Source organism: Sulfurivermis sp. (assembly GCF_059410345.1).
In genome coordinates, this window is sequence record NZ_JBLJDO010000003.1 from 74,580 (window position 1) to 99,373 (window position 24,794).

The following is a 24,794-nucleotide window of genomic DNA, read 5'->3' on the forward strand; positions in this document are numbered from 1 at the left end:
CATACCGGTTTTTTTATGCCTCGTTGAATTTTGTCGTTTGAACAAACCAGATTGCCGCGCGGGCGTGGTGGACGCGGAGCGACCGGGGAGGAGTTCCCACGCTCAGCGTGGGAACCATAAGGGAAGGGGGTGGGCCTACGTGACTACCTATCTATTGCGTCGAGCCTCAAGGGCGCGGGTGCTTGCGTTCAGCACTGCTCCCACGGCAAGCCGTCGTGACGCCAGCCATTTACCGTGCTGCGATGGTGATGTTCGTCCAGCTCGCCTTCGAAACCGCTGTCGACGTGATAGACGTTCTTCAGACCGGCCTCCAGCAACGCCTTGCCCGCCTCCTTGGAGCGCTTGCCGCTGCGGCAGATCAGAATCACCGGGGCGCAACCCTCCTCGCCGTCGCACACCACGCCGCCGAGCAGCAGCTTGCGCACCTCGGTGACGAAGTGGGGGTTCACGGTCCAGTCCGGTTCGTCGATCCAGGCGATGTGTACCGCGCCGGCCGGATGGCCGACGAACAGAAACTCCATGGCGGAGCGGATGTCGACCAGTACCGCGCGCGGATCATCCTGCAGCATCTGCCAGGCCTGGCGCGGCGTCAGCTCGCCGAGGTGTTGTGGAGTAGGCATCATGTTTCCTTGTTGGTTGTTTCAGCCACCCAGCGCGTGCATCGGCCGCAGCGGCGCCACCTGGGGAGCATTGAAGTCATGCCGTTCCGGCTTATGCAGGATGGCGGCGCGAATCAATTCACACAAACTCTCGTCGTTCATCCCGGCCCGCAGCGGCTCGCGCAGCGACACGCTGTTTTCGTTGCCCAGACAGAGTACCAGATCGCCCGCGGCGGTGAGGCGGACGCGGTTGCAGGTGGCGCAGAAGTGGCGCGACACAGCGGAGATGACGCCGATACGTGGCCCCGTGGCGCCGATGCGGTACATGCGCGCCGGGCCGCCCGCGCCTTCATGCTGCGGCAGCAGGTCGGTGCCGTAGTGGCGTTGCAGCCGCACCATGATCTGCTCGGCGGGCAGATGGTGACGCATGCTCCACTCGCCTTGGCTGCCCACCGGCATGGTTTCGATGTAGCGCAGCTCCAGACCGCGTGTCTGGGCAAACTCGGCCATGGCAGTGATTTCATCGTCGTTGATGCCGGCCAGCGCCACCATGTTGAGCTTGATGGGCGTCATGCCGGCGGCCCGCGCGGCCTCGATACCGCGCAGTACGCTCGCCAGGTCGCCGCCACCGGTTATCTCGGCAAAACGATCCGCCTGCAGGGAGTCGAGGGAAACATTGAGGCGCCGGACGCCAGCCGCGGCCAACCCCGCCGCATTCTTTTCCAGCAGCAGCGCATTGGTGGACAGGGACAGGTCGCGCACCCCGGGCAGCGCGGCGATGGCGCCGGCCAGTGTTACCAAATCACGACGCAGCAGAGGCTCGCCGCCGGTCAGCCGGACCTTGTCCACACCCAGGCGGGCGAACAGTCCGATCAGGCGCACCGTCTCCTCCTGCGTCAGCTGACCGGCCCGGCCGCTGCCATGCGCCTCCTCCGGCATGCAATAGCGGCAGCGCAGGTTGCAGTGGTCGGTCAGCGACAGGCGCAGATAGGTGATGCGGCGGCCAAAGTTGTCGGTCAGCGCTTGCATGGCTGTTCTCGCGGTGATTGCCTGCCAAAACACAAGCAAGATCGGTGCCGCTGGGTCATGCCTCAGACCTCATCGTCCCCTGTCTCCGCCTGGATGGCGTACTTCTTCATCTTTTCCCACAGATTCTTCCGGCTGATGCCGAGATAGGTGGCGGTATTGCCGATCTGCCACTGATGGGCATCCAGCGCGCGCAGGATATAGGCGCGTTCGCACGCGCGCATGTATTGCCCCAGCTCATCGCAGGCAGGCTCCCCGGGCAACGGCGCCGGCGCTGGTTCCTCGATGGCGCCCTCGAACAGATCCTGCGGCATCAGTATCTCGCCGCGGGTGAGGATGCAGGCCCGCTCCAGGGCGTGGCGCAGCTCGCGGATATTGCCCGGCCAGGGATAATCCAGCATCGCCCGTTCGGCGTCGGGGTGCAGCACCTTGCCCTCGCCGGGGTGGGCGGCAGTGAACTCCTGCAGGAAGCGGCGCGCGAACCACAACACATCCTCCTTACGCTCGCGCAGCGGCGGAATGCGCAGATGAATCACATTCACGCGGTAGTAGAGGTCCTCACGGAACTGCCCCTGCTCCGCCATGCATTTGAGATCGCGGTTGGTGGCGCAGATCAGGCGCAGCTCCACCCGAATCGGCTGTTCGCCACCGACGCGCACCACCGTACGCTCCTGGATGGCACGCAGCAGGCGCACCTGCATGGCCAGCGGCATCTCGCCGATCTCATCCAGCAACAGCGTGCCACCGTGCGCCAGCTCGAACACGCCCTTCTTGGTGCGCATGGCTCCGGTGAAGGCACCCTTCTCATAGCCGAACAGCTCGGCCTCCAGCAGGGATTCGGTGAGGGCGCCGCAGTTCACCGCCACGAAGGGCGCGGCATCGCCGCTGCCGTAGTGGTGAATCAGGCGCGCCACGTGCTCCTTGCCCACACCGGATTCACCGGTGAGCAGGATAGTACTGGCGCGCTGCGCCAGGTGCGGCAGGGACTCCTCCATGTGACGCATGGTCGGGCAGACACCCAGGGCCGGGGCCGCTGCGTCCAGCTGTTCACCCGGCGCGCCGGCGGCGCTCAACTCGCGCACCTTCTGCACCAGCTGATCCAGATCGAAGGGCTTGGTGATGTAGTCTGCGGCGCCCAGCTTGAGCAGGTGCACGGCCTTGTCGATGGCGCCATAACCGGTGATGAACAGAAACGGCGGCCGCTGCGCGTAGCGCTCCAACACCTGCTCGAACAACTGTTCGCCGCTCATGCCGGGCATGCGGATGTCGCTGATCACCAGACCATAGGGCATGCGGCCGATGGCGTCGAGGGCATCCTGCGCATTCTGGAACCAGTCGACATCGAAGCCCTCCAGCTCGAAGCGGTCACACAGGGACTCGCCCATGATGGCGTCATCTTCCACCAGACACAGTTTACTCACGCTCGCTCTCCGTAAGGCAAGGCCACGGTGAACACGGTGTACTCCGGTTCACTGTGCACATGAATGTCGCCGCCCAGCTGCTGCACGATCTGATAGCACACCCACAGCCCCAGGCCGTGACCGGACTCCGACAGCGGCGAGAACGGCTCGAACAGGTGCTCAAGCTTGTCGGCAGGAATATGACGGCCATCATTGGCTACCTGCATGTGCAGGCGATAGTCGTCCGCCCATACCAGACAGCGCACGACGCCACCCTCCTCCACCGCATGCACGGCGTTGAGCAACAGGTTGATCAGGGTCTGGCGTACCGGCGTGGCCGGCAGGTCGATGGGATGTTCCAGCTCATTGTGCCACTCGATGCGCGCCGATTTTTTCCCCGCCTCCGGCGCTACCAGGGTATGGATGTCCTCGATATCCACCGGCTTCAGGGTGTGACTGCCCGCCTTGGCCTCCACCAGCAGCGCAGCCACCGTGTCGCGGATCTGGAGCAGGCCGCGCTCCAGCAGCGACATGGTGCGATGGGTACGCTGGTTGTCACAGTTGCCGTGACGCTTGAAGGTATCGATGGCATTGAGCATGCCGCCGAGCGGGTTGTTGATTTCGTGGGCGATGGACGAGGTCAGGCGGCCGATGGCACCGAGCCGATCCGCCACCACGATCTGCCGCTCCAATGCCTGCTTCTCCTGTAGTTCCGCCAGCATGCGGCGGAAGCTCTGGCCCAGGCGGCCGATTTCATCCTGCGACTCATAGAGGTCGCAGTGCATGTGCTCCGGCGTGGTTTCACCCAACTGTTCCATGCAGTTGGCCAACTGCACCATGGGCCGCGCCATGCGCCCTGCCCAATACCAGGTGATGGGCAGCAGCACCATCAGACTGAGTAGCGTCATCCAGGCGGCACGCTTGGCGATGGTGAGAAAGCGCGGTAGAAACAGCGAACGCGGGAAGCCCAGCACCAGGCTGCCAAGGCGCACACGATCGGAAATGATGGGCATCACCAGGTAGAGGTATTCCGCCAGGTCCAGATCCACCACCGTCGGCGTTTCCTCCTGGTGCCGCAAGGCCGCGCGTTTGAGCTGGGCGAACTCGGCGCCGGCCGCGGCCGGGTCCGACAACATGGGGAAACGCGTCGGCTGATTGGCGATATAGGTGTTGCCGGTGTTGTCCAGCACCAGAATCAATTCGTTCTGCAGGGCGGCGGCGCTGCCTGCCATGGGATAGGCGGCATGGATGACCTCGTAGGCCTGCCACACATCATCGTGCAGCATCGCCGGCACCAGGGTACGGACCAGTACGCGGCTCATGCCCTCGGCGTTGAACAGCAGGTCGCGGCGCATGTCGTCGTAGGCGCGATACATCAATGAGACCGTGACCAGCAATGCCGTCACCAGTATCAAGATACTGGAGCGGATGGGCACCTTGTAGCGAAAGCTAAGGTTGTGCAGCACGGCGCCCGCCCAACACTTTGGCCATCATGGATTCGATCCCTTGGTACAACTCCGGCTCGGCGACCTGGAAACCATCCAGATTCAGGCGCGCCAGCAGGGCACGCCCCCGCTCATCACTGTTCATGGCCAGCAACACCGCGCGCATCGCCGCCCTATCCGCGCTGGAAACCGACTGACGCGCGACGATGGGCGGAAAGCCGAAAGACGCCGAACGCTCCACCACCCGCGTACGTGCCGTCAGCTCCGGGTGTAGTTGCGCCAGCGTATCCCACACATAACCGTCCACGGCGCCGCCGTCGGCGACGTTGGCGGCCACTGCCTCGACCACCTTGCGGTGCGACCAGGTGAAAAAGGTGCGGCGGAAAAATCCCTGTGTGCCCGGATGACTCTCCAGCAGGCGATGTTGGGTGACCAGATAGCCGGAGTTGGAATCCGGATCGGAGTAGGCAAAGATGCGGCCACGCAGATCGGCCAGGCTACGGGTGGTGGTATCGGCAGCGGGGACGATGAGATAGGAGCGGTACAGCGGCGCCCCCTGATAGACCGGCGTCGCCAGCAGAGTCATGTCGGTCCGATTGCGCACGTAGGGATAGCCGCACAGCCAGGCGAAGTCCAACTCGCCCTGCAACATCAACTCCACCACGCCGCGGTAACTGGACCGTTGGGCAAATACCACCGGGCGGTTCAGCTTCCCCTCCAGATAGGTGCGCCACTCCTCCAGAAACGAGGTCTGGTGATCGAGGAACACCGGCGTCAGACCGATGCGTAGCGGCGTCTCGTCGCGCGCCCACAAGGGCGCGCTGACGAGCAGCAGCACCAGGCAAACCATACGTATCATGCGGACCTTTCCCTCACATGGCCAAGAGGCAGACCGAACTACCACGCAAAGAACGGGCCGACCTCGCTAACGGGCGGATTTGGTAACACAAACGGCAGCCCGTTACCTGACCGTAACCTCACCATAGCATCCAACGTTACTCCCTGGTAACGCGGAGCGGGCATTTCCTGCCGTAACCCCCCTTTACACGGCCATGGCCCTGTTCTTGCACCGGGTGTGCAGCCAACCCACTACCGGGAACACCGCCACCCATGACCGCCTCCGCACCGCTGCCCTATGTCCGTCTGCGCCCCGAGGCGCCGCTCGGCCTGCGTGCCGCGGCCTGCCTGGCGCTGCGTGCTCCGGTGGTGGGCTGTACCCGCTGCGTCACCGCCTGTGCCGGCGGCAAGCTCAGCCTAGGGGTGGGCGGCCCGGCCCTGACGGAAGGCTGCGACGGCTGTGGCCGCTGCGCCGCCGCCTGCCCCACCGGCGCACTGCGCACCCCCGGCTTTGCCGTTACGCCTGCGCCGCAAGCCACCGTCATCGATCTGGAATGCTGGCGCGTCCCGGCCAAGGCCTCGTCACGCGACGGCCTGCGCCTGCCCTGCCTGGGCGGCCTGAGTACGGCACGGCTACTGGAGATCTGCGCCGACGCTGGCAAGCGTCCGGTCCGGCTACTGGACCGCGGCTTCTGCACCGACTGCCCCAGCGGCGGAGTTGCAGACAGCCATCCAGCGGCAGCGGTCCTGGCTGAGGCCAAGCGCCTGCTCACCGCCGTGGGCCTACCGGAAAGCCTGCATCCGCACCTGCACGCCGCCCCGCTGCCCACCGCGCAGCGCATAGCAGAACCGCAGGGCTATGCGGTGGAACAACGCGTCGATCGCCGCGCCTTTCTCGGCGCCGTGTCCGCCCGTACCCTGGCCACCGCCGATCACCTCCGTCCCCTGGGCCTGGCCGAGGCCGCCGCCGACGCCACGCCGGCGGCGCTGCGCGAGCGCGCCCTGCCGGAGGAGCGTTCCCGCCTGCTCGCCGCCCTGCGGCGGCTGGCGCCCGACACCCCGCTGCCCGCGGCGCTGTTTCCTTCCCTGCGCGTGGGCAACGCCTGTGCCGATCATCGCATCTGCGTCGCCGCCTGCCCCACCGGCGCCCTGTTCGACTACGAACGGGGCGGGGATGGCGGCATCGCCTTCCTTGCCGCCGCCTGTGTGGCTTGCGGTGCCTGTGCCCGCCTGTGCCCGGAAGAGGCGCTCACCCTCGAGGACGCCGGCAACAACCTGCGCCCCGAGCAGGCACAGGTCGTCACCCGATTTTCCCGCCGCAATTGTCCGGAGTGCGGCAGCGAGTTCACCGGCGAGGGAGACACCTGTCCTGCCTGCCGGCGTAACCACCAGTTCGCGCAGAGTGCCTTCGGCGCCCTGTTCGGCCACCGGAGTCTGTAACAACAACGACCACCAGAGGAGGAGTCAGATGGACATCCTTAAATCACTGATCACCCGCCGGCGCTTTCTGCAGGCCAGCGGCGCCGCAGGCGCGGCGGGGGCGGCCGGTCTCGGCGCCGCCGGCACCTTCACCACGCTGAAAAAGGCCGAGGCAGCACCGGCCTCCAGCGGCGGCACCACCACCATCACCAAGAGCATCTGCCATCAGTGTCCGGCCCGCTGCGGCATCGACGTGTACACCACCAATGGTCGTGTCCACGCCATCTACGGCAACTCCGACCACCCCATCGCCAACGGCAAGCTGTGCCCCAAGGGGCATCTCGGCACCTTCATCCTCTATGATCCTGATCGTTTCAAAGGACCGATGAAGCGCACCAATCCCAAGAAGGGACGCAACGAAGACCCGGGCTTCGTGCCCATTACCTGGGACGAAGCGCTGAACACCATCGCCGGGCGCCTGCAAAACCTGCGCGACAAGGGCGAGTCGCACCGCTTCGCGCTGTTCTACGGCCGCGGCTGGGGCGCCTCCTGCGCCGGCCTGCAGGGCACCTTCGGCAAGCTGTACGGCTCGCCCAATGTCGCCATCGGCCACGCCTCCATGTGTTCAGAGGGATCCAAGCGCGCCAAGCAGGCCACCGACGGTAACGACTCCTACAACGCCTACGACTACCGCCACACCAACTACCTGCTGATCTTCGGCGCCGGATTCCTGGAAGCATTCCGCCCCTACAACTACCTGATGCAGATGTGGGGTCACATGCGCACCAAGAGCCCGAAGACGCGGGTGACCGTGATCGACGTGCACGCCAACACCACCACCGCCGCCGCCGACCGCGCGCTGTATATCAAGCCCGGCACTGACGGCGCCATGGCCCTGGCCATCGCCCACGTCATGCTCACCGAGGGGCTGTGGGACAAGGAGTTCGTCGGCGACTTCAAGGACGGCAACAATCAGTTCAAGACCGGCCAGCGCATTCCCGCCGGCAGTTTCGCCGAAAAGTGGACCTCCGGGCTGGAGGCCTGGTGGAACGAGGAGCTGAAGGACCGCACACCGGAATGGGCCGAGAAAATCACCACCATCCCGGCCAAGTACATCCGTGATGTGGCGCGTGAATTCGGCAGCACCCGTCCGGCCATGGCGATCATGGAGCGCGGCCCCACCGCGCACACCAACGGCACCTACAACGGCATGGCCATCCATGCCTTGAACGCCCTGTCCGGCGCGCTGTTCGCCGAGGGCGGCATGCATTACCAGATGGGCCCGTCCTACGGTTCCATGCCGGTGAGCGCCGACGACTACATGGACGACTGGGCGAAGAATGGCGCCTGGAAGGGCAAGCCGCGCATCGACATGGCCAAGACCGACCGCTGGCCCACCGCCGGCACCATGATGCAGGAGGCGGGGCCGAATCACCTCAAGGGCGATCCGTACAAGCTCGACACGGCAATGTTCTACCTCACCAATCCGATCTTCACTGCGCCCAACGGCCAGGTGTGGGAAGAGGCGATGAAGGATGTATTCGTCATCGACACCTCGCCCTACGGCGCGGAAACGGCGATGTATGCCGACATCATCGTGCCCGATCACACCTATCTGGAACGCCTGCAGGATGCGCCCACCTATCCGTTCGAGGGCTGGCCCATGGCGCAGCTGCGCGTGCCGGCAGTGAAGCCGGTGCACGACACCAAGGTCTACGGCGACATCCTCATCGAGATCGGCAAGCGCATGAAGGGACCGATGGCCGATTACTACAAGGCCATCGACAGCACCGAGAACGTGCTGCGCCATCTCGCCAAGGGTTTCGAAAAAGACCCCGGCGACAACGGCGTGAACAGCTTCGAGAGCTGGAAGGAAAAAGGCGTCTGGTACAAAAAGCCCTATCACTGGCGCCAGTGGCGCGGCGACTTCTACGAATGGGACGGCAAGGGCTACAACAAAAAGATGTCCGCCGATGAGGTCAAGGCCAAGCTGCTCAAGACCCCCAGCGGAAAATTCGAGTTCAAGTCCGCCTTCATCGAAAAACATGCCGACAACTTCAGCCAGAAGCTGGGTATCCCGGCAGAGCGCATCGGGCTGATCCAGTGGGTACCGCCCAAGCACACTGGCGGCGGCGATCTGCACTTCGTCACCCCGAAGACGGCGATGCACGCCGAGGGCCGCGGTGCCAACCTGCCGCATGCCATCGCCTACCAGCAGCCGATGCATGGCGGCAACCGCACCGTCTATCTGGAGATCCATCCGGACACGGCGCGTAAGCGCGGCATCAAGAACGGCGATAAGGTGAAGATCAAGTCCTCGGTCGGTTCCATCGAAGCCTACTGCAAGTACTTCGAGGGCACGCGCCCCGACACCGTGGTGATGCCGTTCGAGCATGGCCACTGGTCCACGCTTACGCGCTGGACGCAGAACCGCGGCTCGGGCCACTCCGGCCACCTCACCGAAAATGTCTCCGATCCCATCTCCGGCCTGGCCTGCTATTACACCGGCACAGTCACCGTCGAGCGGGCCTAACGAACCGATAAGGAGTGAATGACAATGGCTAAATGGGGAATGGTCATCGACCTGGAAAAGTGCACCGGCTGCCAGGCGTGCAGCACCGCGTGCGCCATGGAGAACAACACCCTGCCCGGTGAGTCCTGGCAGGACGTGCTCTACTACAAGGAGGGCAAGTATCCCAACGTCAACATCAAGTGGTTCCCGCGCCCATGCCAGCACTGCGAGAATCCGTCGTGCATGCACGTCTGCCCGACCAAGGCGACGTACAAGACCGAGGACGGCTTCGTGCTCATCGACTGGAACAAGTGCATCGGCTGCAAGTACTGCATGATCGCCTGTCCCTACGGCGTGCGCTTCTACACCGACGAGAAGCCGCTCATCGAACCGGATCTGAAGAAGGTCTATCCGGGTCAGGACGGCCAGCAGTACAGCCCGCCGTATCAGAACCCCAACTCCGACTGGAGCAAGGGCGTCGGCATCCAGCCCAAGGGCGTGGTGTCCAAGTGTACCTTCTGCTACCACAAGGTATCGAAGGCGCCGGCCGGCGTGGCGGACCTGGACGAGGATAATCCGGCGTTGAAGGAGTACGTGCCAGCCTGCGTGCGCACCTGCGCGCCCAAGGCACGCTACTTCGGTGACCTGGACAATCCCAACAGCACCGTCAACCGCCTCATCGCCGACAAGCGCGGCGTGCGCCTCTTGGAGCACACCGGCAACAAACCGCAGGTGTACTACCTCGGCGATCACGGTGTGGTGCCCGCCTTTACCCGGCCGGTCAAGTCCTGATTACGACTAGGGAGCTAACGACATGAGTAATTCAAGCCAAGCAGTACCGTTCCCGGAGAGCGTCTCGCGCATCTCCAACCTGCGCATCGGCGCAGGCGCCATTGGTCTGGTGCTCGGCATCATCGCCGCCATCGGGCTACTGACCGAAGGCCATGCATCGTTCAACACCAACAGCAACATCTCCTGGGGCCTGCCAGTGGCTACCTACGTGTTCTTTGTGTTGACCTCCACCGGCCTCACCTTCGTCGCCTCGCTGGCCATGGTGTTCGGGATGAAAGACTTCTATCCCATCGCCAAGCGCTGCGTGTGGGGCGCTATCGCCACCCTGCTCACCGGCTTCATCGCCCTGGGGCTGGAGATCGGCAATCCGCTGCGCATGATCTGGGTCATTCCCACCAACATGGCGGTAAGTTCTCCGATGTGGTGGATGGGCCTGTTCTATCTGAGCTATGCGATCTTCCTGGTGTGGAAGTTCCTGCTGGTGAACAAGGGCGATTGGAGTAGCGGCCAGAGCAAATTCGTCGGCATCGCCTCCTTCGTCACCGTGATCTTCGCCCACGCCACCTTGGGCTCGGTGTTCGGCATGATGGGCATGCGGCCTTTCTGGTTCGGCGGCATGGTGCCGGTGTACTTCCTGATCACCGCTGCCCTGTCCGGTCTGGCCTTCATCATGCTGTTCATCAACCTGGACTACGGCATGAACCAGTCCAACATGTCGGAGGGCGCGCGTCGCGCCATGACCCGCTACATGCCGCCGATCTTCGGTCTAGCGGTGGGTCTGGTGCTGGTGTTCACCATTGCCCGCACCGTCACCGGCCTGTGGTCCAACATCCCGGAACTCAACATCCCGATGCGCCACATCGTCGGCTCGTTCTGGTATCAGGCGGAGATCTGGCTCGGCATGGTGCTGCCACTGGCCCTGATGTTGAGCAGTCAGCGTACCAATGCCAAGGTGCAAACCCTGGCTGGCCTGCTGGTGATCCTGGCGTTGTTCATCGGCCGTTACGAGTACGTGGTGGGCGGCCAGCTGGTGCCGATGTTCAAGGGTGCCTGGTATGACGACCTGATCATGTACAGCCCGTCCATGACGGAATGGGGTGTGGTGATCCTGGCGGCCGCCATCGGCCTGCTGCTCTACGCCTTCGGCGAGAAGAAACTCAATCTGGCCGCCACGCCCAATGAATAAGAACTCCATAACTGTATGAACTTGGGGCGGGACATTCGTGTCCCGCCCTCCCTTTTCCACGGAGGCCCCATGCACCCGAACAACGCACAACTCCAGAATCGCGCCGAATACTATCTGTGCCTGGCGCGCGCATTGCAGGCGCCCATGAGCGAAGCCGATTACCAAGCGTTTCGTGACTGGCTGAGCACGGATCTCCGGGCCATTGCCGCCGATGCCGGCTATGCGGCCGCGCCCCGGATCGACGCGCTGGCAGCAGCCATCACCACCCATACCACCGATCACCTCAGCCTGCTGCGCACCTACAGCGATCTGTTCATGGTTCCGCCGGCCAAGGTGTTCCTCAATGCCGGCGTCTACCTCGACCAGGCGATGATGGCCGCGCATACCGCTGAGATGATCGAGTTCTATCTGCAACACGGCGTGGATAAGAGCGATGACTTCCGCAACATGCCCGACCACATCAGCGTGCAACTGGAATTCATCGCCTATCTTCTGCTTGAGGCTGTAACGGCCGGAACCGAGGGAAACAGCGAGATGGCCGCTGCCGCATTGCACGGCGCACGCAACTTCATCGGCCGCTATGTCGCCCCCTGGCTGCCCACCTTGCTGGAGGCCCTGGACCGTGAAGCGGCGCGTGACGCCCGTTACGACATCTATCGCGCGGTGGCCGGCATCCTGCAACAGGCGGTGCAGGACGATATCGCGTGGCTGGATGCGCACTATGCCCAGCACGAAGGCGATACGGTCGCCGCCGATACGGTCGCCGGCATCGAAACCCCCGAGGCCATGCAGGCAATGATCGAGCGCCTGCAGGCGGCGGGGCTCGACACCACACACCTGCAAGGCACTGCCACAGGCATGAAGGTCGCCAGCAACGCCTGAACCACGTGCATACCTTGCCGCTGTTGACACGGCTGCTGTGGGGCCTGCTGCCCCTCGCCCCCGCGCCGCTGCTCGCCGACATGTCCTTCGACGAAATGATGCACGAGAAGGAGGTGGAGGAGCGCAGTCTGACGGAGGAGGAGTTCGCCGCCGTACAGCGCCGCCTCGATGCGGAACGGGAGGCGGAGCGCAGACGATCGGAGCAGCAACAGCGCGACGCCGCACTGCGGCTCGAAGCCGAGCGCCAGCGCCTGGCCGCCCGCCCTTTGGGGGAACAGCTGGTGGAGGCGCGTTGCAGCAGTTGTCATCCGGCAGAACAGGTGGCGTCTGCCCGTCATGCGCGCCCCGGCTGGCACTTTACCGTGGTCCGCATGCGCTACTGGCATGGAGCGGAACTCACCTGGCTCGAACATGGCTTCATCGTCGACCACCTTACCCAAACCCAGCCAGCCGTTACCTGGCGTGCCGTCGCGGAATACGCCCTGTTGGCAGCCTTTTTAACCGCCCCACTAGCCTGGTGGCTGCGGCAGCGGCGGCAACGATTTGACCGAACCAATTCACCCGTGGAATAGACCGATGACCATGCTCGAACTGGAAACCGTGGAGTATCCCGAGATGCAGGCCGCCCATGAACACGAGGCCGCGTTACTGCAGCAATTGGCGGAACAAATCAGCGCCCACAGTCAAGGCACCGACAACACCGCGGAGCTGGACGCCACGCTCGCCGCCTTCGTTTCCAGCATGGAGTCCCATTTCACCATGGAGGATGACCTGATGCGCCGGCTCGGCTTTCCGCCCTATCCGGCCCATGCCGGGGAACATCAAGAGGTACTGCACGGTGTCCGCCAGACCATCGCCGCATGGCGGCAGGGACACGACGATGATCGCCTGCGCCGCCATCTGCTCGATGAACATGTGCGCTGGATGACACGCCACGTCGCCACCATGGATCACCTCACCGCCCGCTTCATCAACATGGCACTGGCCGCCGGCCGGGGCAATCAAGCCACCTGACAGCAGATCACCAACTATCGTGTCACGCGATAGTCGCAGGGGTAAAACATGTCCCGCTTCACCCCTTAATATTTCCCGCCGTAGCCATTACGGCTTCACCATATGCAGGGATGGAAAATTGCCAAACCGCGTCTATATTCATAATCCTTATCGTCACCTCAAGGAGCATTTCCATGAAAAAAAGGACGTTAATCACGACCTCATTCCTGTGTGTGTTACTTGGCATCTCGACGGGCGCCTTCGCGTCCCCGCCGGCCGCCGGCGGCGGCATGGCGGCGCAGAGCGGTGACCGTGACCGTGACCGTGACAGGGATCGTGAAACCTACCGCGACAAGGACGCCGAGAAGGACAAGGCCAAAGCCAAGGCAAAGGCCAAGGGCGAGGCCGAGCAGAAAGGCCAGGGCATTGGTGCGCAGGTCAGGGAAAAGGCGCAGCAGCAGACGCGCGACAAGCAAGGGCTGGGTGAAGAAGTGCGGGATCAGGCCCAGGACCGCGACAGGGATCGTGATCGAGACCGTGACAAGGACCGTGACGAGGATCGTGACAGGGATCGTGACAGAACGCAGGACCGCGACCGCACCAGCCAGTAAGGCGGCTTCCCCCCGTTGCCGCGGGCGGTGCAGAATTGACCCAGATCAAGTCGCACTGCCCGGCCATTACCCACAATGGCCGGCAGTGCGAAAGGTTATTCCTGCCGCGTCATCCATCGCCACATCATTCCGGGGGGCATCATGAACAAGCAATGGAGCATGTTCGGCCTGGCATTGCTGCTGCTGGTCATCATTACCGTCATCCTGCTCGGCTTCATGGTCAGCATACTCAACCCGGTGTCCTGGGGCCTGATCGTGCTGCTGGCCCTGGTGCCTTACATCCACAAGCGCATCGTCGCCAACCGCTTCGTCGAATGGCACGACTCCTACAGCGTCGGTATCGAGGCCATCGACAACGATCACAAGAAGCTGTTGAACCTCATCAATCAATTACAAACCGCGGCCCACTATCAGACCGATCCGCAGTATGAACGGGAAGCCTTCGACGCCCTGGTGGACTACACCAAGACCCACTTCAAACGCGAAGAGGACCTGATGCAGGCCCACGGCTATCCCACCTACGCGGGGCACAAGGCGGAACATGAGGCGATGATCGCCAAGGTCAACGAGATGTTGCAGAACTACCACGCCAAACCGCACGACACCATCGAAGAGGCGGTGCAGTATTTGAAGAAGTGGCTGGTCGGCCACATCAACGGCACCGACCAGGGTTACAGCCAGTTCCTGCGCGACAAGGGCGTGCACTGACGCAGCTGGGCGCCGTGCGGCGGGGCGGGCACGGCGCCTACACTTGTGCGGATTTCTTGCCGCGCCAGGCGGCGATCCGCTCGGCCCACTCCTCGTGCCACGACAACAGCGCCGGAATCACCCCCAAGACCAGACCGGTGGCGAAGGCCAGACCGAAGACGATGGATATCGCCATCGGGATCAGGAATTGTGCCTGCAAGGAGCGCTCGAACAGCAGCGGCACCAGGCCGACGATGGTGGTCAATGAGGTGAGCAGCACGGCGCGCAGGCGCTGACACGAGGCCTCGATGATCGCCGCGGTGGTGGCCAGTCCTTCCTCGCGCAGGGTCTGGTAGAAACTCACCAGAATGATGGAGTTGTTGACCACGATGCCGGTGAGACCAAACAGGCCGAACAGCGACAGGATGGTCAGCTCCATGCCCAGCAGCCAATGCCCTACCACCGCGCCGAGCAGGCCGAAGGGGATGATCGCCATCACCACCAGCGGCCAGCCGTAGGAACCGAACACCCAGGCCAGGGTGACGTAGATCATCAGCAATGCGAACACCAGACCCATCTTCATGTCACCGATGGTCTCCGCCTGATCGGCGGCACGGCCCTGGAACGAGTAATCGACGCCGTAACGCGCCACCAGTTCCGGCAGCACGTTTTCCTGCAACGAGGCGATGACACGGCCGGCATTGTTCTGCGTGCGGTCCACGTCACCGAACACATTTACCGCCAGGCGGCCGTCCGCATGGCGCAGCGCCTCGAAGCCCTGGCGCGACACCAGTTCCGCCACCGTGCCAAAAGGCAGGCCGCGGCCATCGGGCAGGATAATGGCGAAGCGCTCCAGGCTGGCCATGCGATGGCGCTCGTGGTCCGGCAACACCACACGCACCTCGATCTCGTCGAGGCCGTCCTGATAGATCTGCGCGATGCGGCCGTCGAAGGCGGCGCGCAACTGCCGCCCCACCGCCTCCACCGTCAGGCCCGCCGCGCGCCCCTCCGGCGTGAGCCGGTAGATGAGTTGTTCACGCCCGAAGGGCATGTCGTCTTCCACCGCCGAGACGCCAGCGTAGTCGTTCAGCACCTCGGTAAGGTCCAGTGCCGCCGCCTTGAGGCGGGCCGCATCGGCGCCGGTGAGCCGGACCTCCAGATCGCGTCCCGGCGGGCCGCCCATGCGCGCACCCACGGCGAAAGTTTCCAGCCCTGGCACACGCGCCACGCGCGCCTGCCAGGCGCGGATGAATTCGGTATTGCTCACCTCGCGCCGATCCGGCGAGGCCAGCTCCACTAGCACCGAGCCGAAGGCGTCACCGCTGCGTTCGGTACCGGGACCGACGGCCACCACGGTGCGCAGGCGCGGGATGGCATGCTGTACGATGCCGCCGCCGAACTGGGCATCGGTCTCCCACAGCGCGCGGTGCACATCGTCGATGAAGCGATCCACCCGCTGCGGCGGCGTGCCGGCCACGAAGGTGGCGTTGGCGAAGATGATGGTGCTGTCCGGTGCCGGAAAGAAGGTAAAGCCGAGGCGGCCGCCGGCGAGCAGGCCGAAGGCCATGATCAACAGCCCCAGCGTACCTGTCAGGGTGATGCCACGGTTGTGTACCGACCAAGTGACGGCGGGGCGAAAATAGTGGTCGCGGAAACGATCGAAGCCGGCATCGAAACGGAGGCGAAATTGGCTGGGCCGATGGGCATCCATGTTGCGCATGGTTTTGCCCAGTTGCGCCGGCAGGATCAGGAAGGTGATCACCAGGGTGGCCAGGATCACGCAAATCACCACCAGCGGGATATCGAACATGATCTGACCGATGATGCCGCCAATGAGCATCAGCGGAATGAAGGCGGCCACGGTGGTGAGCGACGACGACATCACCGGCGCGAACATGCGCAGCGCAGCCTCCTCCGCGGCGTGCAAGGTGCTGGCGCCGCGCTGGTGCAGGGTGTAGGCGTGCTCGCTCACCACGATGGCGTTGTCGACGATGATGCCCAGCGCCATGATCAGGCCGAACAGGCTGATCATGTTGATGGAACCGCCGATGAGCCACAGCACCGCCAGCGCCGCAGTGAACGACACCGGAATGGTCAGCGCCACCCGGCCGGCAAGGCGCCCGCTGAGGAACAGGTACAGCATGGCCAGCACCAGCGCCAGGCCGCCGAGGCCGTTCTTGAGCAGCAGGTTGATGCGTTCGGCGATCAGTTCCCAGCTCTGGTCATACAGCTCCACCTCCACACCGGCGGGCAGCTGCGGCCGGCCCTGCGCCATCCATTCCGAAACGATGCGCGCCGCCTGCAAGGCGTCGCCGGTTTCGCTGCGCTGCAATTGCAGTTCCACCGCCGGCTTGCCCTTGTGGAAGATCAGCTGCTGGCCGTCGCGCGGGCGGCGCTCGATGGTGGCGACGTCGCCCAGCGCCACCAGGCCGTGGCGCGTGTCGCCGCGCAGCGGCAGATCGGCAAAGCCTTGCAACGTGCGGCGCTGATCCAGGCTGCGCAACTGATGCGCCACATCATCGCGGCCAGCCATGCCCGCAGGCAGATCGCGGCTCATACGCGCGACGCTGTCGGCGATGCCGTCCAGGCTCAAACCCAGCTCCAACAGGCGTGCCGTGGGCACCTGGATCGCCACCTCCTCCTTGGGCAGTCCGTTGAGCACCACGCGGGCCACGCCGCGCGCCAGCAACTCCTGTTCGATGCGCCGCACCATCGGTCGCAGTTCGCGCAGGTCCGCCGGACCAGTCACCAGCATGCGGCCGATGTCCTCGTAGCGGATAACACGGGTGATGATCGGTTCCTCCGCTGTCTCCGGCAGGTTGCGCTGCTGCGCCACCAGGTCCTTCACCTGCTCCAGCGCCAGCGTCATGTCGGTCTTGGGGCGGAACTCCAGGGTGATGGCGGACACACCGATGGCAGAGGTGGAGGTCATCACCTTCAAATTGTCAACTGTGCGCAGCTCCTGCTCCAGTGGCACGGTGATGCCGCTCTCTACATCCTCAGCACTGGCACCCTGCCAGATCACGCGCACGGTGACGAAGTTGAGATCGAAGCTGGGCATGAACTGCGTGTTCAGCTTCTGCAAGGCCCACAAGCCGGACAGCAGCATCAACAGCATGAGCATGTTGGCCGCCACGCGGTGGCGGGCGAACAGACCGATCATTCCGCTGCTCATCAATGCTACTCCGCCACCACCACGCGCAATCCCTCCAGGGCATTGGGCAGGCGGGTGATGATCACGCGATCACCGGCGCGCAATTCCGGGCTGCGCAGCAGCAGGCGCACACTGCCGTCCGCCGTCACCGTCTCGCCCAGGCGATCCACCGGCAGCGCCGCCATGCGGCCCTCCACCAGGCGATAGATGCGGTCACGGCCGTACAGCGCCTCGTGCGGCAGCGCCACCGCCTGTTCCACCGCCGGCAGGTGCAGCTGCACCTCGGCAAAACGGCCCAGGGGCAGCTCCGGCGCCCCCTCCGCAAAGCGCAGCAGCGCGTCCACCCCGGCGCCACCGGCGCCGGCACGGCCCGACAGACCAGTCAATTGCAGTTCATAACCGACGCCGTCGATCAACGTTGAGCCGCGCACCTCGCCCGCGGCCACAGCAGCGCGCACCGCCGGCAGCCAGGGCGCAGGCACCGTGGCGCGGATTTCCAACCCTTCCACGTCGTAGATCTCGGCGATGCGATCGCCCACCCGCACCCGATCACCGGGCGCCACGTGCAAGGCCGCCACACGACCGCGGAACGGCGCGACGATGCGCGTGCGCTCCAGATCCAGGCGCGCCTGCTCCAACTGTGCCTCCAGTTGTGCCAGGCGCTGTGGATAGTCGGCCACCGCCAGTTCGCGCGTGGCCAGGGAAAGACGCTGGCGCTCCAGCGCGGCATGGGCCTCGTCCAGGGCCGACTGCGGCCCGAGATTGCGCGCCACCATGGTCTGCGCCCGCTCCGCCGCGCGCTCCGCCAGGCGCAGCAGTTCACGCTCGCGCTCCAGCGCCTGCACATCGTTACGATGGCTGTGCCTGGCGCTGGTGACCTGCGCCTCGCGCTGTGCCAGCACCAGCCGCGCGTCTCGCTCATCCAGCAGCACCAGCGGCGCTCCCAGCGCCGCCACCGCGCCCTCGCGCACCGGCACCTCCGCCACATAGGCCGCCACCGCCGCGGTCAGCACCGCGGCGCGCGGGCTGTCCACCGCACCGTACAGCGTCAGCATCGGCGCGAGACTTGCCGGTGTCACCGTTTCCACCGCTACCGGCCAGACACGCTCGCGCACCTCGGCCGGCATCTTGGCCGGACGGGTGGCCACCAACAGGAAAAACACCAGGATAGCCGCGGCAATTATTACCGCTGGCGCCAGCTTGCGGGGAATACGCGGCAAGTTCATCGACGGCTCCGAACAGGGGGGTTACGGCAGGGGATAAGTGTACGCCCCCCGAAGGCAACATGGGACCGCCAAAACCGCGCTAAAAGGTTAAGAAGTGTGAAGCACAAACCTGTACGCAGTGGTTTACGCGCTTTGTATCCATGCCTTGGAGTGTCGGTGTTATACCGGCCATCCCCCACCCAGCACCTTGTACAGGTCCAGCGCTGCGCCGAGGCGGGACAAGCGCAATTGCACCAGGCTGTCCTGGGCCTGGAACAGGGTGCGCTGGGCGTCGAGCACCGACAGCAGGTCATCGGCGCCTTCGCGGTAGCGCAGTTCGGCCAGGCGCAACGTACGTGCCGCGTGTTCGACGATCTGTTGCTGTGCCGCCTCCTGGCGAATGTTACGCTCCGCGTTGCCAAGGGCATCCTCCACCTCCTTGAGGGCGGTGAGGATCGCGCCACGATAGTTCTCCACCAGTTCGCGGCGGCGCGACTCCGCCATGCCCACCTGGGCGCGCAGGCGGCCACCATCGAACAGTGACTGCACGACGGCGGCGGAGAGACTGTAGCTGGTGGTGGCGGCGGACAATGACAGCAGTGCGTTGCTGGCGACACCGGCGGAGGCCGAAAGCGAGATGGACGGCAGCAGGGCGGCACGCGCCGCCGCCACGTTGGCATCGGCGGCTGCCAGTTGCGCCTCGGCACGCGCCAGATCCGGGCGACGCAACAGGAGTTCCGACGGCAGACCCGGCGCCACCGCCGGAATGTCCAATTGCGCAAACCCTTCCTGCGTCACGGCAAATCCCTGCGGCACACGGCCGAGCAGGATCGCCAGCGCCGTCTGCGTCTGACGCTCCTGCACCTCCAACGGCAGCAGCGCCGTGCGCTGAGTCAGCACCGCCGTCTGCTGGCGCGTCAGATCCAGGGCGGAAGCGGCGCCGTTGCGATAACGCGCGTCGACGATGCGCAGTACGCGCTCGGCAATGGCGAGATTCTCGCGCGCGATGGTCAGGCGCTCGCGCAGGGCGAGGGTCTGGAAATAAGCGTTGGCTACTGCGGCCACCAGGCTGAGGCGCGCGGCTTCATAGTCGTATTGCGCCATTGCCAGCGCTGCCTCCGCCGCGCTCACGCCGGCACTGACACGCCCCCACACATCCACTTCATAGCTGGCGCCGAGGGCAAGCCGGGTCGAATCACTCTCCGACGCGACACCGCCATGGGGCTCGCTGCGGCTGCGTCCGGTGCTGCCGCTGAGGTTGAGCGATGGAAACAGCGAGGCCCCGCTCTGGCGCACCTGCCACTCGGCCTGAATCACCTTCTCGGCCGCGGCGGCGAGATCGGGGCTGGTCTGCATGGCCTCTTCCACCAACTTCTCCAGTTGCGCCGAATTGAAATGCCGCCACCATTCGGTACTGGCTGCTATGGCCTGCACATCCACCACCTCCGCCCAATTCTCGGGCATCGGCAACTGCGGCCGTTCGATGGTATCGCTGGTAGCGCAGCCGGCCAGCGCGAGTATGCTACCGAGCAGCAGATAAACCAGATGCCTTTTCCTCATGCTCTTAGAACTCCACACACTCATTCCGACGCCAACGCCACTACCGGGTCGAGCCGCGCCGCCTTGCGCGCCGGAAGGTAGCCGAAGATGAGTCCGGTGGCGAAGGCACAACTGAAGGCCAGCAGCACCGGCGCCACGGAATACTGTATCGGCGTATCGAAGGTCGCCACGATCGCCGCCGCACCGAGGCCACAGGCGACGCCGATGACACCGCCCACGGCGGTGACCACCAGCGCCTCGATGAGAAACTGTTGCAGGATGTTGCGCATGCGCGCGCCGGTGGCCATGCGGATGCCGATCTCGCGCGTGCGCTCGGTGACAGACACCAGCATGATGTTCATCACACCGATACCACCCACCAAGAGCGAAATGGCGGCGATGGAGCCGAGCAGGATGGTCATGGTGTTCTGCGTTTCCGATACGCTGTCGATGATCGCCGCCATGTTGCGGATCTGGAAATCCTCGCTGCCGTGGCGGGTGAGCAGCAGGGCATGCACCGCCTCTTGTGTCTCGTCGATGCGCTTGACGTCTTCCACCGCCACCGTGACGTTGCGCAAATGGCGCTGGCCGGTGAGGCGCAGGCTGCCGGTGGTATAGGGCACGAAGATCACATCGTCCTGGTCCATACCCCAGGCAGTGGCCCCCTTGGGCGCCATGATGCCGATGACCTGGAATGGAATGTTGTTGATGAGGATGAAGCGGCCCAGCGCGTCATCGGCGGGAAACAGCGCCTTGCTCACCGTCTGGCCCAATACCGCGACAGTGGCGTAGCTGCGCTCGTCGTCGACAGTGAAGAAGGTACCCACTGCCGGCTGCCAGGTGCGGGCGCGGATGTAGTCGGCGGAAGTGGCATTGATTTCGGTGCGATGATCGGCACCGGCATAACGCACGGTGACGCCGCTACCCTGTTCCGGCACCGCCGCCAACACGTTGGGCAGCCCGCGGATCGCCACCACATCCTCCGGCACCAGTGTGGTGATGCCTCCGCGGCCGCGCATGTTGGGCGCGCCGGGGCGGATGGTGAGCAGGTTGCTGCCCATGGCACTGATGCTGTCCACCACCGCTTGCTTGGCACCGTCGCCGATGGCCAGCATGGCGATCACCGAGGCTACGCCGATGACGATGCCGAGCAGGGTGAGGATGGCGCGGAACACATTGGCGCGCAAGGCGCGCAGGGCGGTGCGCGTGGCTTCCACCAGATCGGTAAGGCGCGAGCTACGGTCCACATGCGGCATGAAATCGACCGCCGAGGCGGTGCGTGGCCGCGGACCGGGATCGGACAGGATGTTGCCATCGCGGATCTCGATTACCCGGCTGGCGTGTTCGGCCACCTCGCGCTCGTGGGTGATGAGGATCACTGTATGGCCCTGCGCCGACAGTTCCGACAACAGCCGCATCACCTCGGCGCCGCTCTTGCTGTCCAGCGCGCCGGTGGGTTCGTCGGCCAGAATGATGCGGCCGCCGTTCATCAGCGCGCGGGCGATGGACACACGCTGCTGCTGGCCGCCGGACAATTGATTGGGGCGGTGATGCAGGCGATCGCCCAACCCCAGCTCGGTGAGCAGCCGGCTGGCGCGCGCGTGACGCTCCTCGGGCGGCATACCGGAATACACCGCCGGCACCTCGACGTTTTCCAGCGCCGTGCCACCGCCGATGAGGTTGTAGCTCTGGAACACAAAGCCGAACTCCTCGCGCCGCAACCGCGCCAATTCGTCGCGCTCCAAGGCGGAAACGTCGCGCCCCATGAAGCGGTAGCTGCCGGAGGTGGGCCGGTCCAGACAGCCAAGGATGTTCATCAGGGTGGACTTGCCGGAGCCGGAAGCGCCCATGATGGCGACGAACTCGCCCGGATGGATGGCGAGGTCGATGCCATGCAGCACCTCCACCGCCAGCTCGCCGTTGCGGAAGGTCTTGGTGACGCCGTGCAGTTCGATGAGCGGCGTGGACATCAGCGGATTCTGGGCATGCCTGGCACAGCACCCTGGGCTCCGCGCTGGCCGCCTTGCATGGGCGCCGCGACCACGCGCTCGCCTTCGTTCAGGCCGGAGAGGACTTGCGCCTGTATGCGATTGCTCACCCCCACCTCCACCTCGCGCAGGCTGGTGCTGCCGTCACCGGCCAGCACCTGCACAGTGGCTTTGTGCGGCGGGCGCCCGGCTGCCGCGGCATCCGCGCCGGCCGGACGCTCACGCCGCGGCATCATGGCCAGCGCCGACATCGGCACCAGCAGCGCATCCCTGGCCTGGGCGACAACGAAGAACACCTGCGCCGTCATCTGCGTCATCAGGGCACGGTTGGCGTTGTCCACATCGAACAGCGCGTTGTACAGCACCACGTTGTTCTGTACCGTGGGCGTCGGCTCGATGCGGTACAGCTTGCCGTACCAGCGCCGCTCCTGGCTGCCCAGGGTGGTGAAGTAGGCCTCCATGCCGAGGCGCAGACGCGATACATCCGCCTCCGACACCTGCGTCTGCACCGTCATGGTGGACAGATCGGCGATGCGCAGGATGATCGGCGCCTGCTGGTTGGCATTCAGGGTCTGGCCCTGGCGCGCGCTGATGGAAACCACCGTGCCGGACATGGGCGCGTAGATGCGCGCGTAATTGAGATTGGCCTCGTCGGCGCGCAGGGATGATTCGGTCTGCTCGATCTGCGCCTTGAGCATTTCGATCTGGGCGCGGGCAGAACGCAACGCGGCCTCGGCGTTCTGCACGGACTCGGTGGTGGTGGCATCCTCGGCCAGCAGATTTTTCTGCCGCGTGTGCTGAATCTCCGCCAGCGACAACTGCGCCTCGCGATCCTGGAGCTGCGCCCGTTGATAGCGCAACTGGGCGCGGCTGGCATCCACCCGCGCCATGAACAGCGTCGGGTCGATCTCCGCCAGCAGATCGCCCTCCTTCACCTCGCTGCCCACCTCGATATGAATCCTGTGCAACTGGCCCGACACCTGGGCGCCCACGTCCACATAGTCGCGCGGCTGCAACAGGCCGGTGGCGGTCACCACCTCTTCGATATCGCCACGCTGTACCACGACGACATTCTGCGCCGCGCCACTGCCCGCAGCCGCAAAAAACTGGCGCCAGATCAGGTAGGCACCGGCACCGAGCACCAGCAGCAGAATGACGGCCGCATAGCGACGGCGGGGCACCTTGAGAAATGACATCATGTTCATGAAAACGCCTTGGGTTTATGCATGGTCGATACCCATCGCAGACATGGCTGGCGGCAAGCAAGGCCGTGGTACCACTATAGCGTGTGCAGACCTAGGCTAGACGATTGCGGGCTAAAAGGATTGCAAAGAAATGTGAAGGTGAGAGATATGCGGACGGCGCTCCGCCCTCTGTTCCACGGCCTGCTTCCCGGCGGGTCATGCGTGTCACGCCAAGACCTTCGATAGAGCCATATATTTTCAACACTTCCAGCGGTCCAGCGGCACGACTCCAAACAACCGTCACAAAGAACCCGCAGGCCGCCAAAGGAATTGGCCTGGCGCTACCCGTGGCCCACTCAGCGATCTGGGTGACCGGTCTATCGTAATATATCAGTGGTCAGTCTGACGCTTCGACGGCGGCGGGGCGATGCGGTTCCATTTTGCCGTCTGCCGTCGCACCCACAGGCCGTGACAGAGCAAGATCATACCGGCCAACAGACCAACCACGGCGAGCCCAATTAGCAGATTCAGCAGAAAGGGGGCTTTCTCATCCATGGGCCTTGCTCACGGCATGTGCCCGCTTCCGCGCCGCGTCATGGCGCTTGGTCTGGGCGCGCCACCATAGCCACAGGCCGGTGAAACCGAGAAATACCCAGACCAAAGCCAGCAGATCGATCCACACCCATTCATTATCCTTGCCCATGAAGGCCTTGCCGGTGTGCATGTCGATCATCAACTTGCCGAGGGTGACACGCTCATAGGGCAGCGTGTCGTCTGGAAGCTGCTGCAGCGCCATCAGTTCCGCGGTTGATGATGCGCTGTGCCAGAGCACGCCGTCGTAGCTGATCAGCAGGCCACGATCCTTCAGCGCAGCGATGACGCTGCCGTCCATGGCAGCGGTGACGTTCCACGCATCTCCCTTGAGCACGCGCTGCCAGCGACCGTCCCGTTCCAGCCACAGCCCTTCCCTGGTGGCGGCCAGCACGCCGGCGCCCAGCGGCGCCAGATCACGCACCTGCATGCCGGCCATGGCCTCGACCACCACCGGCCCGGCCGGGGTGATCTCGAACAGGCCCCAGTTGGTGCCTATATAGCGGCGACCATCGTGCAGGATGATTGCGCTGCGCAACTCCAGTTGCCGGGCGCGCAGGCCGCTGGCGCCATAGCCGGGTAGCCAGGCCACGTAGGGCGTGAGATCGATGTCGTTGAGTCCCAGCGATTTCTTGTGCGCCAGGAAAAACGAGGTGAAACCTACCAGCAGCATGGGGACCACCAGGATTACCGAAGTCCAATTGTGCCAGTCGCGTGCCTTGAGATTGAGTTGCATGGTCTTGC

General features: G+C 64.6%; 21 protein-coding genes. 9 read left to right on the forward strand and 12 right to left on the reverse strand.

Translation table 11 applies throughout. The features are described 5' to 3' along the window. Positions 1-188 precede the first annotated feature (188 nt). From ACMV8A_RS03730 to ACMV8A_RS03750, 5 genes are all read right to left on the reverse strand, one after another. A complete protein-coding gene (locus ACMV8A_RS03730) occupies positions 189-620 on the reverse strand; it encodes a rhodanese-like domain-containing protein (protein WP_495324399.1) in 432 nt (143 codons plus the stop codon). 21 nt (positions 621-641) lie between these two features. Next, positions 642-1,628, reverse strand: a complete 987-nt coding sequence (moaA, locus tag ACMV8A_RS03735; protein WP_495324400.1) for a GTP 3',8-cyclase MoaA — start codon at positions 1,626-1,628, stop codon at positions 642-644. 62 nt (positions 1,629-1,690) lie between these two features. Next, positions 1,691-3,046 carry a sigma-54-dependent transcriptional regulator gene (locus ACMV8A_RS03740; RefSeq protein ID WP_495324401.1) on the reverse strand — a complete coding sequence of 452 codons (1,356 nt, stop codon included), beginning with the start codon at positions 3,044-3,046 and terminating at the stop codon, positions 1,691-1,693. Continuing rightward, on the reverse strand, positions 3,043-4,491 hold the full coding sequence (locus ACMV8A_RS03745; protein WP_495324402.1) for a sensor histidine kinase: 1,449 nt from the start codon (positions 4,489-4,491) through the stop codon (positions 3,043-3,045). Before ACMV8A_RS03745 ends, ACMV8A_RS03740 begins: the two co-directional genes overlap by 4 nt. After that, a complete protein-coding gene (locus ACMV8A_RS03750; RefSeq protein WP_495324403.1) occupies positions 4,475-5,329 on the reverse strand; it encodes a substrate-binding domain-containing protein in 855 nt (284 codons plus the stop codon). The genes ACMV8A_RS03745 and ACMV8A_RS03750 overlap by 17 nt, the downstream gene beginning before the upstream one ends. A gap of 251 nt (positions 5,330-5,580) precedes the next feature. Here ACMV8A_RS03750 and ACMV8A_RS03755 point away from each other — a divergent pair, with 251 nt between their 5' ends. The 9 genes from ACMV8A_RS03755 to ACMV8A_RS03795 all read left to right on the forward strand — a co-directional run bounded on the left by ACMV8A_RS03755 (position 5,581) and on the right by ACMV8A_RS03795 (position 14,410). Continuing rightward, positions 5,581-6,747 (forward strand): DUF362 domain-containing protein, encoded by a 1,167-nt coding sequence (locus ACMV8A_RS03755; protein ID WP_495324404.1) that lies wholly within the window; start codon positions 5,581-5,583, stop codon positions 6,745-6,747. 28 nt (positions 6,748-6,775) lie between these two features. Further along, complete coding sequence (locus tag ACMV8A_RS03760) at positions 6,776-9,259, forward strand: molybdopterin-dependent oxidoreductase (protein WP_495324405.1); 2,484 nt, start codon at positions 6,776-6,778, stop codon at positions 9,257-9,259. A gap of 24 nt (positions 9,260-9,283) precedes the next feature. Continuing rightward, the gene (locus tag ACMV8A_RS03765; RefSeq protein ID WP_495324406.1) at positions 9,284-10,030 is read left to right on the forward strand and encodes a 4Fe-4S dicluster domain-containing protein; all 747 of its coding nucleotides are present in this window, start codon (positions 9,284-9,286) and stop codon (positions 10,028-10,030) included. Positions 10,031-10,052: 22 nt separating this feature from the next. Continuing rightward, positions 10,053-11,216, forward strand: a complete 1,164-nt coding sequence (nrfD, locus tag ACMV8A_RS03770) for an NrfD/PsrC family molybdoenzyme membrane anchor subunit (protein WP_495324407.1) — start codon at positions 10,053-10,055, stop codon at positions 11,214-11,216. 69 nt (positions 11,217-11,285) lie between these two features. Further along, positions 11,286-12,098: a TorD/DmsD family molecular chaperone gene (locus ACMV8A_RS03775; protein ID WP_495324408.1), complete on the forward strand. Its 813-nt coding sequence runs from the start codon at positions 11,286-11,288 to the stop codon at positions 12,096-12,098. Positions 12,099-12,103: 5 nt separating this feature from the next. Next, the gene (locus ACMV8A_RS03780) at positions 12,104-12,670 is read left to right on the forward strand and encodes a hypothetical protein (RefSeq protein WP_495324409.1); all 567 of its coding nucleotides are present in this window, start codon (positions 12,104-12,106) and stop codon (positions 12,668-12,670) included. Between the two features lie 4 nt (positions 12,671-12,674). Next, entirely contained in the window at positions 12,675-13,112 is a 438-nt protein-coding gene (locus ACMV8A_RS03785) for a bacteriohemerythrin (RefSeq protein ID WP_495324410.1), read from the forward strand. 173 nt (positions 13,113-13,285) lie between these two features. Further along, entirely contained in the window at positions 13,286-13,702 is a 417-nt protein-coding gene (locus ACMV8A_RS03790; RefSeq protein ID WP_495324411.1) for a hypothetical protein, read from the forward strand. A 141-nt stretch (positions 13,703-13,843) separates the two neighbouring features. Then, complete coding sequence (locus ACMV8A_RS03795; protein WP_495324412.1) at positions 13,844-14,410, forward strand: bacteriohemerythrin; 567 nt, start codon at positions 13,844-13,846, stop codon at positions 14,408-14,410. A gap of 37 nt (positions 14,411-14,447) precedes the next feature. Here ACMV8A_RS03795 and ACMV8A_RS03800 read toward each other — a convergent pair whose 3' ends face one another. The 7 genes from ACMV8A_RS03800 to ACMV8A_RS03830 all read right to left on the reverse strand — a co-directional run bounded on the left by ACMV8A_RS03800 (position 14,448) and on the right by ACMV8A_RS03830 (position 24,786). Beyond that, positions 14,448-17,564 carry an efflux RND transporter permease subunit gene (locus ACMV8A_RS03800; protein ID WP_495324413.1) on the reverse strand — a complete coding sequence of 1,039 codons (3,117 nt, stop codon included), beginning with the start codon at positions 17,562-17,564 and terminating at the stop codon, positions 14,448-14,450. Positions 17,565-17,569: 5 nt separating this feature from the next. After that, entirely contained in the window at positions 17,570-18,769 is a 1,200-nt protein-coding gene (locus ACMV8A_RS03805) for an efflux RND transporter periplasmic adaptor subunit (RefSeq protein ID WP_495324414.1), read from the reverse strand. A 159-nt stretch (positions 18,770-18,928) separates the two neighbouring features. After that, the gene (locus ACMV8A_RS03810) at positions 18,929-20,308 is read right to left on the reverse strand and encodes an efflux transporter outer membrane subunit (RefSeq protein WP_495324415.1); all 1,380 of its coding nucleotides are present in this window, start codon (positions 20,306-20,308) and stop codon (positions 18,929-18,931) included. Between the two features lie 20 nt (positions 20,309-20,328). Continuing rightward, entirely contained in the window at positions 20,329-22,257 is a 1,929-nt protein-coding gene (locus tag ACMV8A_RS03815) for a MacB family efflux pump subunit (RefSeq protein ID WP_495324416.1), read from the reverse strand. After that, positions 22,257-23,480: an efflux RND transporter periplasmic adaptor subunit gene (locus ACMV8A_RS03820; protein WP_495324417.1), complete on the reverse strand. Its 1,224-nt coding sequence runs from the start codon at positions 23,478-23,480 to the stop codon at positions 22,257-22,259. Before ACMV8A_RS03820 ends, ACMV8A_RS03815 begins: the two co-directional genes overlap by 1 nt. A 369-nt stretch (positions 23,481-23,849) precedes the next feature. Next, complete coding sequence (locus ACMV8A_RS03825; protein WP_495324418.1) at positions 23,850-24,014, reverse strand: hypothetical protein; 165 nt, start codon at positions 24,012-24,014, stop codon at positions 23,850-23,852. Then, a complete protein-coding gene (locus ACMV8A_RS03830; protein ID WP_495324419.1) occupies positions 24,007-24,786 on the reverse strand; it encodes a PepSY domain-containing protein in 780 nt (259 codons plus the stop codon). The genes ACMV8A_RS03825 and ACMV8A_RS03830 overlap by 8 nt, the downstream gene beginning before the upstream one ends. Positions 24,787-24,794: the final 8 nt, after the last annotated feature.

Excerpts from the sequence above, each read along its gene's own strand:
- ACMV8A_RS03805 (WP_495324414.1), bottom strand. The coding sequence starts at position 18,769 with ATGAACTTGCCGCGTATTCCCCGCAAGCTGGCGCCAGCGGTAATAATT.
- ACMV8A_RS03730 (WP_495324399.1), bottom strand. The coding sequence starts at position 620 with ATGCCTACTCCACAACACCTCGGCGAGCTGACGCCGCGCCAGGCCTGG.
- ACMV8A_RS03750 (WP_495324403.1), bottom strand. The coding sequence starts at position 5,329 with ATGATACGTATGGTTTGCCTGGTGCTGCTGCTCGTCAGCGCGCCCTTG.
- ACMV8A_RS03810 (WP_495324415.1), bottom strand. The coding sequence starts at position 20,308 with ATGAGGAAAAGGCATCTGGTTTATCTGCTGCTCGGTAGCATACTCGCG.
- ACMV8A_RS03765 (WP_495324406.1), top strand. The coding sequence starts at position 9,284 with ATGGCTAAATGGGGAATGGTCATCGACCTGGAAAAGTGCACCGGCTGC.
- ACMV8A_RS03790 (WP_495324411.1), top strand. The coding sequence starts at position 13,286 with ATGAAAAAAAGGACGTTAATCACGACCTCATTCCTGTGTGTGTTACTT.
- ACMV8A_RS03795 (WP_495324412.1), top strand. The coding sequence starts at position 13,844 with ATGAACAAGCAATGGAGCATGTTCGGCCTGGCATTGCTGCTGCTGGTC.
- moaA (WP_495324400.1), bottom strand. The coding sequence starts at position 1,628 with ATGCAAGCGCTGACCGACAACTTTGGCCGCCGCATCACCTATCTGCGC.
- ACMV8A_RS03760 (WP_495324405.1), top strand. The coding sequence starts at position 6,776 with ATGGACATCCTTAAATCACTGATCACCCGCCGGCGCTTTCTGCAGGCC.
- ACMV8A_RS03755 (WP_495324404.1), top strand. The coding sequence starts at position 5,581 with ATGACCGCCTCCGCACCGCTGCCCTATGTCCGTCTGCGCCCCGAGGCG.
- ACMV8A_RS03785 (WP_495324410.1), top strand. The coding sequence starts at position 12,675 with ATGACCATGCTCGAACTGGAAACCGTGGAGTATCCCGAGATGCAGGCC.
- ACMV8A_RS03800 (WP_495324413.1), bottom strand. The coding sequence starts at position 17,564 with ATGAGCAGCGGAATGATCGGTCTGTTCGCCCGCCACCGCGTGGCGGCC.
- ACMV8A_RS03825 (WP_495324418.1), bottom strand. The coding sequence starts at position 24,014 with ATGGATGAGAAAGCCCCCTTTCTGCTGAATCTGCTAATTGGGCTCGCC.
- ACMV8A_RS03775 (WP_495324408.1), top strand. The coding sequence starts at position 11,286 with ATGCACCCGAACAACGCACAACTCCAGAATCGCGCCGAATACTATCTG.
- ACMV8A_RS03815 (WP_495324416.1), bottom strand. The coding sequence starts at position 22,257 with ATGTCCACGCCGCTCATCGAACTGCACGGCGTCACCAAGACCTTCCGC.
- nrfD (WP_495324407.1), top strand. The coding sequence starts at position 10,053 with ATGAGTAATTCAAGCCAAGCAGTACCGTTCCCGGAGAGCGTCTCGCGC.
- ACMV8A_RS03820 (WP_495324417.1), bottom strand. The coding sequence starts at position 23,480 with ATGAACATGATGTCATTTCTCAAGGTGCCCCGCCGTCGCTATGCGGCC.
- ACMV8A_RS03830 (WP_495324419.1), bottom strand. The coding sequence starts at position 24,786 with ATGCAACTCAATCTCAAGGCACGCGACTGGCACAATTGGACTTCGGTA.